The 16546-nt window shown below is 62.0% G+C and carries 9 protein-coding genes and 1 CRISPR repeat array; of the genes, 2 read left to right on the plus strand and 7 right to left on the minus strand.

Features of this window, described 5'->3' with window-relative positions; genetic code table 11:
• Nucleotides 1-9 precede the first annotated feature (9 nt).
• Complete coding sequence (locus KIG99_RS08100; protein WP_226459700.1) at nt 10-267, plus strand: addiction module protein; 258 nt, start codon at nt 10-12, stop codon at nt 265-267.
• An 8-nt stretch (nt 268-275) separates the two neighbouring features.
• Nucleotides 276-2120: direct repeats of the CRISPR family, unit length 37 nt; unit sequence GTTGTAGCTCCCTCTCTCACCCCGGAAAGCTACAATC.
• A 63-nt stretch (nt 2121-2183) separates the two neighbouring features.
• Here the strand turns inward: KIG99_RS08100 and cas2 are convergent.
• From cas2 to cas9, 3 genes are read right to left on the minus strand one after another with little or no spacing between them, the layout of a single operon-like run.
• Nucleotides 2184-2516: a CRISPR-associated endonuclease Cas2 gene (gene cas2, locus KIG99_RS08105; RefSeq protein ID WP_205750593.1), complete on the minus strand. Its 333-nt coding sequence runs from the start codon at nt 2514-2516 to the stop codon at nt 2184-2186.
• Nucleotides 2517-2519: 3 nt separating this feature from the next.
• Nucleotides 2520-3404: a type II CRISPR-associated endonuclease Cas1 gene (gene cas1, locus KIG99_RS08110; RefSeq protein WP_226461801.1), complete on the minus strand. Its 885-nt coding sequence runs from the start codon at nt 3402-3404 to the stop codon at nt 2520-2522.
• A 4-nt stretch (nt 3405-3408) separates the two neighbouring features.
• Nucleotides 3409-6819 carry a type II CRISPR RNA-guided endonuclease Cas9 gene (gene cas9 / locus KIG99_RS08115; RefSeq protein WP_226459701.1) on the minus strand — a complete coding sequence of 1137 codons (3411 nt, stop codon included), beginning with the start codon at nt 6817-6819 and terminating at the stop codon, nt 3409-3411.
• Between the two features lie 392 nt (nt 6820-7211).
• Between cas9 and uvrA the strand changes: the two genes are divergently transcribed.
• The gene (gene uvrA, locus KIG99_RS08120) at nt 7212-10037 is read left to right on the plus strand and encodes an excinuclease ABC subunit UvrA (protein WP_226459702.1); all 2826 of its coding nucleotides are present in this window, start codon (nt 7212-7214) and stop codon (nt 10035-10037) included.
• On the opposite strand, the gene KIG99_RS08125 is transcribed toward uvrA, so the two are convergent.
• The 4 genes from KIG99_RS08125 to KIG99_RS08140 all read right to left on the minus strand — a co-directional run bounded on the left by KIG99_RS08125 (nt 10017) and on the right by KIG99_RS08140 (nt 16526).
• The gene (locus KIG99_RS08125) at nt 10017-11336 is read right to left on the minus strand and encodes a GGDEF domain-containing protein (protein WP_226459703.1); all 1320 of its coding nucleotides are present in this window, start codon (nt 11334-11336) and stop codon (nt 10017-10019) included. The two genes, uvrA and KIG99_RS08125, sit on opposite strands and share 21 nt — an antisense overlap.
• A 10-nt stretch (nt 11337-11346) precedes the next feature.
• Entirely contained in the window at nt 11347-12132 is a 786-nt protein-coding gene (locus tag KIG99_RS08130; RefSeq protein WP_226459704.1) for a substrate-binding periplasmic protein, read from the minus strand.
• 148 nt (nt 12133-12280) lie between these two features.
• Complete coding sequence (locus KIG99_RS08135; RefSeq protein WP_226459705.1) at nt 12281-15667, minus strand: UvrD-helicase domain-containing protein; 3387 nt, start codon at nt 15665-15667, stop codon at nt 12281-12283.
• Nucleotides 15668-15683: 16 nt separating this feature from the next.
• The gene (locus tag KIG99_RS08140) at nt 15684-16526 is read right to left on the minus strand and encodes a putative RNA methyltransferase (RefSeq protein WP_226459706.1); all 843 of its coding nucleotides are present in this window, start codon (nt 16524-16526) and stop codon (nt 15684-15686) included.
• Nucleotides 16527-16546 lie beyond the last annotated feature (20 nt).

Consider the following 16546-nt stretch of genomic DNA (forward strand, 5'->3'; position numbering starts at 1 on the left):
GGTTGCACCATGATCAATTTATCTATTGAAGACATCGAAGTCGCTGCCTTGCAACTTTCAGCGGCCGAGCGCACTAGATTAGCAAGGTGCCTACTACTCAGTCTGGAGCAGGACGATATGGAGTTGGACGACTCAATCCTCGCTAGCTGGGTCGAAGAAGCCGAACGTCGGGGAGACGCTTACGATCGAGGCGAAATGGGCGCCATCGATTTCGATGAATCGATTGCCCGTGCCCGCGCCAGGATCGCCAAACACCGTGGCATTTGAATGTAGGTGTCGTAGCTCCCTCTCTCACTCCGGAAAGCTACAATCCAGTGCGGCCGTTGCTATGGCGAGACTGCTGTTGTAGCTCCCTCTCTCACCCCGGAAAGCTACAATCCTTCCGGCACTTCGCCCTTGCGCTCTTCGAGTTGTAGCTCCCTCTCTCACCCCGGAAAGCTACAATCATCGCGACGAGGAAACCATCGCCGGCATTCGTTGTAGCTCCCTCTCTCACCCCGGAAAGCTACAATCGGTGCAGCATGACGAAAAGTTCATCCCGATGTTGTAGCTCCCTCTCTCACCCCGGAAAGCTACAATCATGCCGCGCGTCCCCATCTTCTCCTGCAGCGTTGTAGCTCCCTCTCTCACCCCGGAAAGCTACAATCCCGTCCGATGATCTGACCAGCTACCGGTAGGTTGTAGCTCCCTCTCTCACCCCGGAAAGCTACAATCGCGCCTTGTTTCATTGAGCATTCAACGATTGTTGTAGCTCCCTCTCTCACCCCGGAAAGCTACAATCCTTGTATTTGGCCATCCACTCGTCCGCCCAGTTGTAGCTCCCTCTCTCACCCCGGAAAGCTACAATCTTCGACCCATGACTGGCACGATGAAGGGCGTTGTAGCTCCCTCTCTCACCCCGGAAAGCTACAATCGATGCGCGAGATCGAAGCCTGGGCAGAAGCGTTGTAGCTCCCTCTCTCACCCCGGAAAGCTACAATCCAACAGTCGACCTGCAGCTCACCCTCGACTGTTGTAGCTCCCTCTCTCACCCCGGAAAGCTACAATCCGCTTGATGACCAGCTCGCCCTCGTAATTGGTTGTAGCTCCCTCTCTCACCCCGGAAAGCTACAATCGAGGCGCAGCGAAATCCACGATCTATGCGGGTTGTAGCTCCCTCTCTCACCCCGGAAAGCTACAATCTCAATGAACACGCGATGCTCACGTGTCAGGGTTGTAGCTCCCTCTCTCACCCCGGAAAGCTACAATCCGGTAGCCTTCTCGCCAGTAATGCAGGGCCGTTGTAGCTCCCTCTCTCACCCCGGAAAGCTACAATCTTGGCCGGTATGACCCATCGAACCGCATCGGTTGTAGCTCCCTCTCTCACCCCGGAAAGCTACAATCCCTTCTAGTAACGCTAATGAATACAGATAAGTTGTAGCTCCCTCTCTCACCCCGGAAAGCTACAATCTTCACTGCACGAACTGGATATCATCGAAGCGTTGTAGCTCCCTCTCTCACCCCGGAAAGCTACAATCGACCAGATCCACATCGCCCGGCGGCGAGCAGTTGTAGCTCCCTCTCTCACCCCGGAAAGCTACAATCCCACCACCGGGCGCACCAGCGGGGCGGAAAGTTGTAGCTCCCTCTCTCACCCCGGAAAGCTACAATCTTGACCACCGACCGGTAATAGCGCACGCGCGTTGTAGCTCCCTCTCTCACCCCGGAAAGCTACAATCCGATCATGAGGTGGATAACTCTGTTAAAACGTTGTAGCTCCCTCTCTCACCCCGGAAAGCTACAATCACGGTCGGTCGCCGCTATCTATGCCGTAAAGTTGTAGCTCCCTCTCTCACCCCGGAAAGCTACAATCTAAAGCATGGGGGGTTCTATTGTTCCCACTGTTGTAGCTCCCTCTCTCACCCCGGAAAGCTACAATCGGGAGCAAGTGATGGACAAGCTGACCGAAAGTTGTAGCTCCCTCTCTCACCCCGGAAAGCTACAATCGAGGTCACGCGCCGCCTGCGCAACGTCATTGTTGTAGCTCCCTCTCTCACCCCGGAAAGCTACAATCCTATTGGCGAGTTGCTAGTTGGTTCGCATGGTTGTAGCTCCCTCTCTCACCCCGGAAAGCTACAATCTGACAGCCCCCAAATTCCCGCCTAGCCTAGCTGGGCGAGAATTTTTTTGGCTAAATTTCGGTATCAGAACAGCAACATCTGGTTCGCCGGAACCTTTTTTTCCTGAAAAAGCGGCATGCCAACCAGCAGGCGAATGCCGGCAAATTGTTTTTCGGTGACGGTCATGCAGCGAATGGACCCGGCGGGGGGAAGGCTGTCGACCAGGCGTTTCAGGTGTTTTTCGTGATCGTCGTTGCCATTTAGCAGGCGGGCATAGACGGACCACTGGATCATGTCATAACCGTCATTGAGCAGGAACCGGCGAAATTGCACGTAGGCGCGCTTCTCGGTTTTGGTGACCATGGGCAGGTCAAAAAAGACGATGAGTCGCATGAAGCGTCGCGTCTCCAGTCCCATGCCTCAGCATTCCAGCCTGTGAGCGTGCAAGCCGATCAAGGTGGGTAGTTCCAACTCACTATTGCCTTGCTCGAAGAGCCGAACGAGGCTTTCGACGGCGTATTCGATGGCTGAAAGTGCAGACATTTTGCCTTGCGGCATGCCGACATCGACGTTGAGCAAGGCCACCAATGCTGCCTTCTCATCCGGGGCGAGATCGCCTTCAGTGCTGGCAGGGTGTTTGGCAACATGCAGGTCGACCAAGGGGCGAAAAGGTTCGATCAGGTCGTCGGCCAGATTGAAGGCATTCTGTTCGCTGGCATGGAAGAGGCCGATGGGCGGGTGCATGCCGTGGGCAACCAGTCCACGGGCGATGGCTCCGCGCAACACGGCATAGCCATAGTCGAGCGCGGCATTGGCCCAGCGTTCTTCAGCCCGATAAAAGCCCTGGCCGAAAAGTTGGGTGAAGTAAAACGCAGCCGCTTGGCCTTCGAGGTTTTCCGTGTCGCCAGAACGCACGCGTCGGGCATAGGAATCCATACGGTCAACGCCGTTTTTGGCGCAAAAACGAAGAACGGCCGTCTGGTTTTCGATCTTTCGCCGGATGATATTGGCCCAGGCTTGCTTGGCCAGCGGTCGGGGAATCTCCATCTGCTTGCGCATCAGGCGCGTGGTGCGGGAGTGCGCGAGAAACGGCAGGAAAACACCATTGGGCTGATGGTTGTCGCCGGTGGCGTAAAGGCCGATACCGTAGTCTGCGCAGGCGGAGAGGACCGGGTGGGTGAGTTGGATTTCACGATGGTTGAGGACAATGATCGCGATGTCCTCGAATGGCACGAAAGCCGTCTGTTCCTGCTCAATGGCCAGGGAGAAATGTTCCCGGCGCAGCTTGGCTGGCCGGGAAATCATCACACTACGCCAGCCCACGGCGTTTCTCCGGAGGGGCGGGGTAGATGTTGCCGAGGGTATCGACGTGGAGTTTCTCGATTTTGAGGGCTGTTTTAACGCCAATTCCGCGAATCAAACCATCTTTTCCAACCGCCTGATTTCTATCGTGAGCCCATATGCTTACAGCGCCGGTAGATCGATCAGTTCCTGAGTAGTAGCCCAAAAAACTCTCAGTCTTGAGACGTATCTGGACAAGATCATTTGGATATAGCGAAAAGCACCAATCAAAGCTGTCATCAATCAATGTCCATTCGTCTTCATCCTTGAACGCCACAACCGCCCGATCTGGGAGCCCTGTCACCCGATGATGCACATAAACCGGCACCAGGTGGAACTTGCTCGCCTTGGTGAAAACATCTACCCGCAGCATGGTGTCGTTCTTGGCAATGCCGCCGCGCACCGGAATACCGGACAGCTTGTCGATAACCTTGGTTACGGTACGAACGATGGGGCCGGTCGGGTTGCCTTCCTTGTCTGGCTTACGTAGCGGGTTCGTTGCCGTAAATGCCTTGTCACCTTTGCCGCCGTGGGCTTCGAGACGTTCGCGGATGGCGCCATAGAGTTTGGCGTTGCGGTGCGGGTCGGCGAGCAAGTCGAGGTCTTTCAGCGTCAGATTGGCGAGTGCGATCTTCTGCGTGACGCCGCCCTTCCTCTTCAATCTTTCCGGTTGACCGTAGATGGTGTCCTTGTGCGCAGCGCCACCATTGCGGCGTTGCGGTGCGCGGGAAACGAATAGCGGTTTCAACGCCTTGAGTTCTTCGTCGCTGTAGCTGCCCAAGCGTGCCATTTCTTCGCGCAGTAACTCTGGCGAATCAATTTTCAGGCGCGCTTCGAGTTCGTGCCGGAAGTAGGGCCACGGGTCGGGGAAGTGTTCGCGCAGTTGCTGGTGCATGGCCGGATTGACGATTTCGCCGGTTTCGATATCGACGAAGCCATCACGCGCCTGTTCCAGTTCGCGGGTGCGCGAGTAATTGGAAAGGCGCTGAACCATGCTGTGGCTACAGGCCGCGACGACGGCGGCATCGAGGGCGTGGTGGCGGTCGCTGTCGGAACGCACTTTGAGCAGTCCCCAGCGGGCGCGCAGGAAGTTGGTCAGTTGGCCGCTAACGACGACGCAGCGTTTGGCTTCACTGCCCTCGGCGAGTTTCAGGTGTTGTTCGACGTAGTTCTTGAAGAAGCGGCAAACGTAGCGGGTGTCGTTCAGGTTGCGTTCGCGAAACTCTTCGGATTCCTTGGCACCGAAATCCTTGCGCAGCAGCCGGGTACGCTTGGCCAGCCGATAGGCTTTGTTCGATTCGACGAAGGAAACGAAGCGTTGCCAGCGTTCGCTGTTCTCGGCACCACCCAGATATTCGTAAGGGGTGCGATTGCCCTTGTCGCGATTCTCGCTGGTCAGCACCAGAACCTTGTTGTTCTTGCTGTCGTCGAAACTGCGCGAATAGGGGAGTGCGTGGTCGATTTCGGTCGAGCCATCAAGGAAGATTTCAGCGACATCGCCCGAGAATGCGAGGGGCTTTTGCGAGTAGGCACACTGGCCGTTCTGTTCCCGGTACAGGCGCCATTTTTCGAACTCAAGACCTTTGGGCGGATGGCCGAATAGCTCGATGAATTGTTCCCGGTCGCGCTGATTTCTTGCTTGGTACTCCTCCTGCTCCTTCTTGATCTTGTTGCGCTCATCGAATGGCCGTGACAGATCGCGGGCCATTTCGATATGCACCGCCGACGGTGAGCCATAGCGGCGAATGATGGCATTGACCACCTTGCGCGCCTGGTTCAGCGAACGCAGAACAACCGGGTTGCGCGGAATGTCGGCATTCTCGGCGAAGATCATCCGGCCATCCTTGTCGCGCCCGTCGTAGAGCGGCGGCAGATATTTGTGTTCGCCTTCGCCGACCTTGTGCAACTGGCTGTGGTGATAGCCGGCCTGTACGCAGGCTTCGTCGTAGCGCAGGCCTTTTTCCATGTGTGGCACGATGGCGCGCAAGGCTTTCAGCGACAAGGCGTGGAACTTGTCGAAACGGATGTTGAGCAGGGCTTCGATCAGGGCTTCTGCGCTTGGGAGCGTCAGTTTGGCAAGTTCAGTGCGGACCTCGTCATCGTCCTTATAAACACTCACTACCCAGGCAATTTGGTCGAAAAGTCCCGGTTGACCGCACAGCGCGTCCCCCGACAGCTTTTCCCATTCATCATCGAGGCCGGCTTTGGTGAGCGTTTGCCGGAGTTCTTGCCAGGCCGGGATTTTCACCAGCGTGGCCGATTCCGGGTCTTTGGCCTTGCCTTCGGCCTTTTGTGCCTCAGTCGGGTAGGCGAGGCCGATGAATTTGAAACTGCCGGCTTCCAGCAATCCGGCTTTGATCAGTGCCGTGCCAAGCTGTTTATAGGTGAGGTCGCCTGCTTGTCGGTATGGCAAGGACAAAGCGAGTTGCCGTTCTTGCTCAGTGAGTTGGCGGGCGACGCCGTCGGTAACGATACGTAGATTGTTCAGGCGCGTCAGCCAGACATGACGTTCGGCGGTAAAACTGGCCTTTGGTGCACGGTATTCAGTTTTCTCAAACGTACAAGCGCCGAGCATCTTGAGCAGATCGACGCCAGCCAGTGCAGGTTTTTGCTGCCAGAACAAGCCGCTTTTTTTGTCGCCGTTGCCGAGAATGGTATTTTCAAGAGAAGCCGACGCATGCAGATTGCCGTATTCACGTTGCTTGGCGAATATCAGGGCCAGTTCCTTGGCGAGCAGTTCCCGCGACAGTGCTTTGGTGTATTCGCCTTGCTTGTTGCGCGCAGCGCCCCGAGGGATGGGATTTCCTTGAGTATCCAGTTTGAGCTGCCCGCTACTGTCTAGTTGCAGCTTCACAAATTCATTGACGACCATTTCGGCCGTGCTGCGATAACCCTTGTCGTCCATCAGCTTGGCCGTCCCCGCCAAACCCTGTTTCACCTTGCCGCCTTCGCTCTTGCTGTCGCCTTCAGCCTGCTTGGCTTCGGCACGACTGATCCAGTGAAAGCCACGGTGCTTGCACAAGTGGTAAATAACGCGCGCCCATTCTTCGTTGTTAAGCAGTCGGTCAAGGCCGTCGACGCGCAGTTGCCAGAGCGAATTCGAGAAAGGTTGTTCGGGTTTGAATAGTTTCGTATCGGCGATCAGGCCTTCATTTTTCAGCAGCCGGGCCAGCTTCTTCAAACGCCATGCCCGCCGGAACAAACGTCGCCGCATCAGGCGGGCACTGCGCCGGGCAAGGTTTAGCGATTCGCCTTCCTTCGCGGTTTCGGCCTTGTCGAAAGCCCTGACTCCCAAATCGAGAATGTGAGTCTCGCCGAGAACGCACCAGCCTACCGAGGCGATGCCGATGTCCAGTCCGATGGTATATGTCGCACTCATGATTTGCGGTTTGTTATTCGAAGTGCGTAGAATAACGCCATGTAGCTTTCCGGGGTGAGAGCCGTTGCTACAATAAGGTGTCACCTTCGGGTGACGACCGAATCCGGCCCGGCAGGGAAACCTGCCGGGCCTTCTTCATTTCGGTATCGGTATTCGTCACGACTTGGCAAAGCCATTTGCAAAAGTATCCCAACTACATGCACGCATGTTGGAATGCTGAACACTCACTCCCCCTCATCAGCCAAACGAAGTATTTCACCGACGCCGGTGCGCCTGGAGCCACCTTGCTAACCAGCCCCACGTCGGCTAAGCTGTTTTTTCATACAGTATCTCGTGCAAGCCTAGCGGGTTTTGCGTATAGTCTCCCTTCTCCAACCGAGAATAGAACAGCGATGGAAAGCATCCGCATTCGTGGCGCGCGCACGCACAATCTGAAGAACATCAATCTCGATCTGCCGCGCGACCAGCTCATCGTGATCACCGGGTTGTCCGGCTCGGGCAAGTCGTCGCTGGCTTTCGACACGCTGTACGCGGAAGGCCAGCGCCGCTATGTCGAATCGCTGTCGGCCTATGCGCGCCAGTTCCTGCAGCTCATGGAAAAGCCCGACGTCGACCTGATCGAAGGCCTGAGCCCGGCGATTTCCATCGAGCAGAAGGCGACTTCGCACAATCCGCGTTCGACGGTCGGCACCGTCACCGAAATCCACGATTACCTGCGTCTGCTCTACGCCCGCGCCGGCACGCCTTACTGCCCGGACCACAACCTGCCGCTCGAAGCGCAGACCGTGTCGCAGATGGTCGATACCGTGCTCGCGCTGCCGGCCGAAACCAAGCTGATGATCCTGGCACCCGTCGTCGCCAACCGCAAGGGCGAGCAGATGGACCTGTTCGCCGAGCTGCGCGCCCAGGGTTTTGCGCGCGTGCGCGTCGACGGCACGGTCTATGAAATCGACGATGTGCCCAAGCTCGCCAAGTCGCAGAAACATAATGTCGATGTCGTCGTCGACCGCCTCAAGGTGCGCGACGACATGCGCCAGCGCCTCGCCGAATCCTTCGAGACGGCGCTGCGCCATGCCGAGGGCCGCGCCATCGCTCTCGAGATGGACACGGCGAAGGAGTACATGTTCTCCGCCAAGTTCGCCTGCCCGGTCTGCTCGTTTGCCTTGCAGGAGCTGGAACCGCGCCTGTTCTCGTTCAACAACCCGATGGGCGCCTGCCCGAAGTGCGACGGCCTGGGCGTCATCCAGTTCTTCGACCCCAAGCGTGTCGTCACCAACCCGGCCGCCTCGCTGGCCGGCGGCGCGATCCGCGGCTGGGACAAGAAGAACCAGTTCTACTTCCAGATCATCGAATCGATTGCCGATCATTACGGCTTCTCGGTCGACACGCCTTTTGAGCAACTTTCCGACGAGACCCGCAACCTGATCCTGTTCGGCTCGGGCAAGACCGAGATCAACTTCCGCTACCAGAACGACAAGGGCACGCGCTTCGACCGCAGCCACAGTTTCGAGGGCATCATCCCCAACCTCGAGCGACGTTACCGCGGCAGCGATTCGCAGGCGGTGCGCGAGGAACTCTCGAAATACATCAGCAACCAGAGCTGCCCGAGTTGCGCCGGCACCCGCCTGCGCGTCGAGGCGCGGCATGTGCGCGTCGGCAGCAAGACCCTGCACGAAATCAGCCGCCTGCCGCTGGGCGAGGCGCGCAACTACTTCAATTGTCTCGAACTGACCGGCAACAAGGCGCAGGTCGCCGACAAGATCCTCAAGGAAATCACGGCGCGGCTGTCCTTCCTGATCAACGTCGGCCTCGATTACCTGTGCCTGGAACGCTCGGCGGAAACGCTGTCGGGCGGCGAGGCGCAGCGCATCCGGCTGGCTTCGCAGATCGGCTCGGGCCTGACCGGCGTCATGTATGTGCTGGACGAACCCTCGATCGGCCTGCACCAGCGCGACAACGACCGCCTGCTGCAAACCCTGCGCAACCTGCGCGACATGGGCAACTCGGTGCTCGTCGTCGAGCATGACGAGGACGCCATCCGCTCCGCCGACTACGTCGTCGACATCGGCCCCGGCGCCGGCATCCACGGCGGCGCCGTGGTCGCTCAGGGCACGCCGGCCGAGGTCGCCGCCAACCCGCTGTCGATGACCGGCGATTACCTTTCCGGCCGCCGGTCAATTCGTGCCCCAAAAACGCGTCGACCGGTCAACCCGGACAAAATGCTGCAAGTGGTCGGCGCCAGTGGCCACAATCTGAAGAACGTCACGCTGGAAATCCCCGGCGGCCTGCTCACCTGCATCACCGGCGTTTCCGGCTCCGGCAAATCGACGCTGATCAACGACACGCTGTATGCCGCAGCGGCGCGCCATCTCTACGGCTCGACGACGGAACCGGCACCGCACCAGGAAATCGTCGGCCTCGACCTGTTCGACAAGGTGATCAACGTCGACCAGGCGCCGATCGGGCGCACGCCGCGCTCCAACCCGGCGACCTACACCGGCCTGCTGACGCCGATCCGCGACCTCTTTGCACAGGTGCCGGAATCGCGCGCCCGCGGCTACGGGCCGGGCCGTTTCAGCTTCAACGTCAAGGGCGGGCGCTGCGAAGCCTGTCAGGGCGACGGCATGATCAAGGTCGAGATGCATTTCCTGCCCGACATCTACGTCCCCTGCGACGTCTGCCACGGCAAGCGCTACAACCGCGAGACGCTGGAAGTGCAGTACAAGGGCAAGAACATCTACGACATCCTCGGCATGACCGTCGAGCAGGCGCGCGAGTTCTTCGATGCGGTGCCGGTCATCGCGCGCAAGCTGCAGACCCTGGTCGATGTCGGCCTGAGTTACATCACGCTCGGCCAGTCGGCGACGACGCTGTCGGGCGGCGAGGCGCAGCGCGTCAAACTGGCGCTCGAACTCTCCAAGCGCGACACCGGCCGCACCTTGTACATCCTCGACGAGCCGACCACCGGTCTACATTTCCAGGACATCGAAATGCTGCTTTCCGTGCTGCAGCGCCTGGCCGATAACGGCAATACCGTGGTCGTCATCGAGCACAACCTGGACGTGATCAAGACGGCGGACTGGCTGGTCGACCTCGGGCCGGAAGGCGGCGACGGCGGCGGCCGCATCCTGGTCGCCGGCACGCCGGAGACGGTAGCCAAATGCAAGGCCAGCCACACCGGCCGCTTCCTGAAACCGCTACTCGACCGAAAGGGCTAAGGCCCCCTGCTCCTGCGCCGGGGCCAGACCGGGCGCCAGGACGACCCGGTTGCGACCGTTACGCTTGGCTTCGTAGAGCGCATCGTCGGCACGGTTGAGTGACACTTCGAGCGATGCGGCGCTGGCATCGGCCAGGCCGATGCTCATCGTCACCCGCAGCACGCGCCCATCGGGCAGCGTGACATCGTTCCCGGCACAGCGCTGGCGCAGGCGCTCGGCCTGGATGTAGGCCTCGGCCAACGTGCTTTCCGGGAACAGGAAGGCAAATTCCTCGCCGCCGTAGCGCGCGATCAGGTCGGACTGACGGAAGCTGTCGCGCATCAGTTGGGAAACGGCACGCAGCACGGCATCGCCAGCGGCATGCCCGTAGGTATCGTTGAGATGCTTGAAGTTGTCGAGATCGGCCATGCCGACCGTGACCGGGCGCTGGTAGCGCTGGGCGCGCAGCACTTCGGCATGCCCCAGCAACTGGAAATGCCGGCGGTTGGTCAAGCCGGTCAAGGCATCCTTGTTGGCCAGTTCCTCGAGCGCGAAACGCGCCTGCTCGTTCTGCATCAGTGAAGCGTGCAACTCGCCGATCGCCTCCTCGACCGCGTGAATTTCACGCATCGCCGACGGCTCGAAAGTCGGCGCCGGCTGGTCGACGCTGAGGTGCGACAGTTCACGGTCGATGCGCTGCAGCGGGTGGATCAGGTGGCGGCGCAGCAAGAACAGGAAAATCAGCAGGAACAGCCCGACCAGCAGTAGCGCCCCGGCCAGCTTGTAGCCGGCGAGTCGCATGATCGCGGCAACGTCGTTGAGATCGGCATTGGCGAGGTTGATGCCCTGGATCGCGACATCATCGACCCGCACGCTGAGACGGGCCGCCAGACGCTGCCACTCGCCGTAATAGGTCGCAAAGACGCTGGCATCGCTCGCCCCGCGATGCAGCAGGTCGCTGAGGAAACGTTCCGTCTCGCGCGCCAGCGTCGCCGACTCGGCATCCTCCAGCACGCTCGGGTGACTGGCGACCAGCATCACGACGAACATCGCCTGCTGCCGGGCCTGCGGCGTTGCCGCGGTAAACACCCGCTCGCCCTCCAGGCGCAATTGTTCGAGATTGCGCGCCAGACGCTGGTAGCGAACGATTTCCGGCACCGTTGCATCCTGCAGGCGGCTGGTTGCGTCGAGTACGCGTTGCTGATCCAGGCCGAGCAGCACGACCATGATCCCGAAGGTCAGCACGAACAGGCCGGCGAGCAGGGCAAAGGCGCGGCTGGCGCGAATGCCGTGCAAGGCGGGGAAAGGATTCAGGTTCACATGCATCGCCTCAATCCAGGTTGAACGGGAAATGGCGCCGGATCAAGCGATGATAGGAGCCATCCGAGCGCATTGCCGTCAGCGCCTGATTGACTGCCAGGCGCAAGGGTTCGCGATTCTTCGGCAGCAGGATATGCACACTGCCGCCGAGGCCGCCATCCATCATCGCCGGACCGACGAACTCGAAGCGCCCGACTTCCTGATTCTGCAGACTGTCGAAGGCAAACAACATGGGCACCAGGCACAGATCGACCTTGCCCTCACGCAACAGCGCCAGCACCTCCGTCATGCTCCTGGCCTGTATCAATTTGAGGCGCTGCGCGGCCGGCAGCGCTTCGATATGCGTCGCCTGCTGCGAGCCGGCAATCGCCGCCAGGCGGACATCACGCAGGTGATCGAGTTGAATCGCCTGGCCAAAGCGGCTGGTCAGGCGCCGATTGCCTTCAACGGTACCGAGCAGGCGCGACGAGGAATTCCCGATCGAGTCGCTGAAAGCAACCCGCTGCTCGCGCTCCGGCGTGCGCAGATAAAAACCGAAAGCGAGATCAAGCTGCCCGGCTTCGACAGCGGGCAACATGTCGGCAAACGGCATGTGCTCGACCCGACAGACCACGTTGATCCGGCGACAGATCTCCCGGGCCTGCTCTTCGTTGAAAGCCCGCACCCGGCCAACCGGCGGCACCGACGCCTTGCCCTGCGCTGAGAAGAAGGCCAGGCCGACACGCAACTCGGCGGGCATCGTCGGCTGGGCCGAAACGCTCCGGAAAAAACACAGCAACAGGAGAAGGAAAGCCAAGCGCATCAATCGATCCGGTGAAAATGGCAAACAGCCTCGAACAGAGGCATCCCGTGGCGCCTGCTCGGCCCGGATGCCAGGGCATGATTTTCTGGTGGCCAGGGCTGCGCCAGCAAAACTACGACGAAAGTATAACCGGCAGCCTCACTCATTGTGTCAGATCCGGCAGGATCTGCAGGCGGGCCTGCACGGGGAAATAGATCGCCAGGCGCAGCGGCATTTCCTGGCCGGCGAAGAGCGCCGCGTAGCGCGCCAGTTGCGGCCGGAAACCTTCGGCACGCAGACGCAGCGCGGCATCGACATCTTCGCCCGGCGCCAGGCGCACGGTCTTGTAATCGACGATCCAGCGCACGCCGTCGGCGATGAAAATGCGGTCGATGACGTGGTTGACCGTCTGGTTGTCGCGCAGGCTGCTCCATGCCTGTTCGGCAGCACCCTGATCATGCCCGGCGAGCACCCAGCGCCCGTCCTCGCTGGCCAGCGTCGCCTGCACGGCCTGCACCGCTTCCGCCGCGCCCGATGCGGCTGCGGCGTCGCCATGCCCCTGTGCCTGCAGCCAGCGCCGCCAGGCCGGCGCCAGCGGCGCGATACGTTCAAGCGGCCAGGCCGCCAGGCCCTGACCGACGATCAGTTCGAAGCAGCGATGCACCAGCGTGCCGACCGAGGCTTCGAGCGACAGCTCGCTGGCCGTGGCGTCGGCATCGAGCGCATTGCCGGCCGGACGCACGGCGCCTTCCGGCAAGTGCAGCGCCGCGGCCGGCGTGCAATCGCGCAGACGCAACAGGGGCGGCGCGAATTCGGCCGGATTCAGCAGGTCGACCGCTGCCGGTGCCACCACCCGGCTGGCCAGCGCGGCGGCGAACGGCGCCTGCGCGACGCCCGGCCAGAGCAGTTTCAACAGGCTGCCGGCGGCCGGCGGCTTGAGGCCGTCATCCTTGGCGTCGTCGGCAACGGCGACGCCGAGCAGATGCAGACGGCGAATGGCGCGCGTCGCGGCGACGTAGAGCAGGCGCTCGTCTTCGTGCCCGGCACGTTCGTTTTCCAGCTTCTTGAGATAGTCGTAGGCGCTCGCCGCGTTGCTGCCGGCGCCCTTCTGCTTGAGCGGCGCGACCAGCAGGTGCTCGCGCCCGTCCGGGCCGGCGACTTCGTCCCAGAGCAGCAGGCTGCTTTCGTTCATGCCGGTTTCACGGTGCAGGCCGGGCAGGATGACCGTTTCGAATTCCAGGCCTTTCGACTTGTGGATGGTCATCATCTGCACCGCGTCGCCGAGCGGATCGGCCGGCGCGTAGAGTTCGGCGGCCTGTGCGGCCAGCGTTTCGGCACTCAGGCTGCGCGCCGCGACCAGCTTGTCGACGAGCAGGAAGAAGGCCTCGACGTCATTCAGCGCTTCCGGCGCCTCCAGACAGCGCGGCCCGCCCAGCATCAACCAGACGCCTTCCAGCCAGCGCCGCGGATGCTGCCGGGCGCGATGCGCGAAGGCCAAAGCCAGGATTTCACGAACGTGCAGCAGGCGCTGTCGGCCATCGGTCGACAGCCGCGCCAGGCGGTTTTCGTCGTGCATCAATTGCCAGACGGTCTGCTTCCGGTCGTCGGCGGCGAGCGCATGCAGATCGGCCAGGGTCAGGCCGCACCACGGGGCGCGCAGCAGCGCCAGCCAGTACACGCGGTCGGCGCGATGCTGCAGGGCGCGGAACAGGGTGAGCAGGTCCTGGATGTGCTGGCGGCCATCGAGACCTTCGATATCGACGGCCTGGAAACGCAAGTCGGGCGCACTGCGGCGGATTTCCGCGACGAGTGCGTCGAGATGGCTGCGCGCCCGGACCAGCACGGCGATGCGCTCGGCCGGGTAATCACGGCGCGCGGTGCGGATCAGGTCGAGGACGCAGCGCGCTTCGTCGAGTGCGGGATCGTTGTCGACGTCGGCAATCACCGGGTGCACGACGACGCCGCTGTCGGTGTGCGCCGGCCGGGTCGCCGCCGATTCAGCATAGCGCACGGCGCCGGCCTCGGGGCTGTCGGCAGCCGGGAAGATGGTCGGGAAGGCCGTATTCACCCAGTCGACAATGCCAGGGAAGGAGCGGTTGTTGCGGAACAACTGCAGGTGTTCGAGGCGGATGTCGCCGATGCCGCGCTCGCGCACGCGCAAAAAGAGTCCGACGTCGGCCTTGCGGAAGCGGTAGATCGACTGCATCGGGTCGCCGACCACGAACAGCGTGCGGCCGTCATCCGGCATCCAGCCGCGGGTCAGCTTTTCGATCAGGCCGACCTGGCCGGGGCTGGTGTCCTGGAATTCGTCGACCAGCAGGTGGCGGATGCGGTAATCGAGCGCCTGCGCCAGATCGGTCGGCGCCTCGTCCTCGCCGAGCGCCAGGCCGGCGCGCGCCGCGATCTCGATGAAATCGACCTCGCCAATTTCCTGGAAAGCCAGCCACAACTGGCCGGCGGCGAGACGCAGCAGGCGCGAGAAGCATTCGACGGTGGCCCATTCGGCGTCGCTCAGTTCCGGCTGCGGCATGCCTGCAAGCAGGCCGAGCTTTTCCTCGAGACCGGGCAGGCCGGCCAGTTCTTCGAGCAGTTCGCCCATCGCCGCCTTTTGCGCCGCGAATTCCTTGCCGGCCGGGAAGCCGATGTTCTTGGTCAGCGCCTTGCGCAGCGTCCCGGTGCCGGTCAGCAGCAAATTGCCGAGCGCCTGCCAGGTCGGCAGGTCGGCGATATCCGCCGTCAGCGTCAGTTCCCAGTCGAGCAGCGGTGCGAGTATCTCCGGCACGTTGGCCGCGGCGAAACGGGCAAGCGGCATCAGGCGCTGCTGCCAGTAGCCGTCGAGCCGGCTGGCGACTTCGGCCAGATCGCGCTCGACCAGCGCCGCGAAGCCGGCTTCGACCTCGGCCTGCATCTCGCCGTTCTCGATGCGCGTCGCGTGGTGCAACCACTGGTCGCGCCGGCCGAGCATGGCGATCAGCAGGCGTTCGAGGCGACCGGCATTGTTGTCCATGAAGGCGAGCGCCTGCGCCACCGTCTCGGCTTCGGCGCCCTCGCCTTCGAGCATTTCCAGTGTGCGCCGGGCGGCGGTCGCGTAATGCGCCTCGGCATCGTCGGCGACGCCGGGCTGCGCGCCGAAGCGGCTGAGATAGGGCATCTGGCGCGCCAGGCTGGCGCACAGCGCGTCGAGCGTGGTGATGCGCAGGCGGCCGGGATGGCCGAGCAGGCTCCAGGCCAGCTTGCGGTCGTGCGCCAGCACCTGCTGCGCCAGGCCGAAGGTCAGCTGCTTGTGCGCCGCTTCCGGCATGACGCCGGCCGCCGCGACTTCGAGGCTGCCCAGGATGCGGTCGCGCATCTCGGTCGCCGCCTTGTTGGTGAAGGTCAGCGCCAGCACTTCTTCCGGGTTGTCGACGACGGCGAGCAGGCGCAGGTAGCGCTGCGTCAGCAGTTCGGTCTTGCCGGCCCCGGCCGGCGCCTCGACGATGAAGGAGGCGAGATCGAGGGCGCGCAGGCGCGCGCTTTTGTCCTGTTCTAGACGGTCGACCGCTGGATTCATGGCATTTTCCGCAAGATCAGCCGGCCTTGGCAAAGCGCGTCAGCCGGACATCGACGGTCAGGCTGAGCGCCGTCAGCGCCGCCGCGCGTGCCCGGCCCTCGGCGCTGGCGCGATAAAGATGCGGCGTCATCGCCAGCAGGTCGGCAATCTGTTCGGCGCCATCGAGTTGCAGCGTGTAGCGCAGGCTTTCCGTCGCCAGTTCGGCAAAGCCGGGCGGCGGCGTGGAGTCGACCGGGCGCTCCGGCTTCAAGGTCGGGTAGATGATTTCGCGCAATTCGCGCAGGTGATCCGGCCCGGCATCGACCTGCAGCAACTCGCCGCCCGCCTTGAGGACGCGCGCGAACTCGGCATAAACCGGGAAGCCGAACATGCACAGCACGCGGTCGAGCGTGCCGGCCTGCACCGGCAGGCGCGCATTGGTGCCGACCAGCCAGGTCGGCTGCTTGTCCTGCTTGGCGGCGACGAGCACCGCCCATTTCGAAATATCGAGGCCGAGCAGCGCGACGCGTTGCGCCTCCGGCACGGCAGCGGCCAACTGGCGCAGGTAATAGCCTTCGCCGCAACCGGCATCGAGACAGCAGGCCGTGCGCTCGACCGGCAGGTCGACGAGCACGGCGCGCGCCGCGGCGGCGGCAATCGGCTGGTAATGCCCGGCATTCAGGAAGCGCCGGCGCGCCGCGACCATTTCCTTGCTGTCGCCGGGATCGCGCGAACGCTTCTGCTGCACCGGCAACAGGTTGGCATACCCCTGGGCGGCAATGTCGAAACTGTGCGCGTTGGCGCAGCGCCAGGCGGCGCCCTGGCTGCGCAGCGGCGCGCCGTCGAGCGGACAGGCGAGAGAGGTGAAGGGCAGGATCATGAGTACGACAGGAACGAAAT

The sequence above is a fragment of the Quatrionicoccus australiensis genome (assembly GCF_020510425.1).
GTDB lineage: Bacteria > Pseudomonadota > Gammaproteobacteria > Burkholderiales > Rhodocyclaceae > Azonexus > Azonexus australiensis_A.

What these genes read in the sequence shown, in the direction of transcription:
- KIG99_RS08100 (WP_226459700.1), top strand. Translation starts at nt 10, where the DNA reads ATGATCAATTTATCTATTGAAGACATCGAAGTCGCTGCCTTGCAACTT.
- cas2 (WP_205750593.1), bottom strand. Translation starts at nt 2,516, where the DNA reads ATGGGACTGGAGACGCGACGCTTCATGCGACTCATCGTCTTTTTTGAC.
- cas1 (WP_226461801.1), bottom strand. Translation starts at nt 3,404, where the DNA reads ATGATTTCCCGGCCAGCCAAGCTGCGCCGGGAACATTTCTCCCTGGCC.
- cas9 (WP_226459701.1), bottom strand. Translation starts at nt 6,819, where the DNA reads ATGAGTGCGACATATACCATCGGACTGGACATCGGCATCGCCTCGGTA.
- uvrA (WP_226459702.1), top strand. Translation starts at nt 7,212, where the DNA reads ATGGAAAGCATCCGCATTCGTGGCGCGCGCACGCACAATCTGAAGAAC.
- KIG99_RS08135 (WP_226459705.1), bottom strand. Translation starts at nt 15,667, where the DNA reads ATGAATCCAGCGGTCGACCGTCTAGAACAGGACAAAAGCGCGCGCCTG.
- KIG99_RS08140 (WP_226459706.1), bottom strand. Translation starts at nt 16,526, where the DNA reads ATGATCCTGCCCTTCACCTCTCTCGCCTGTCCGCTCGACGGCGCGCCG.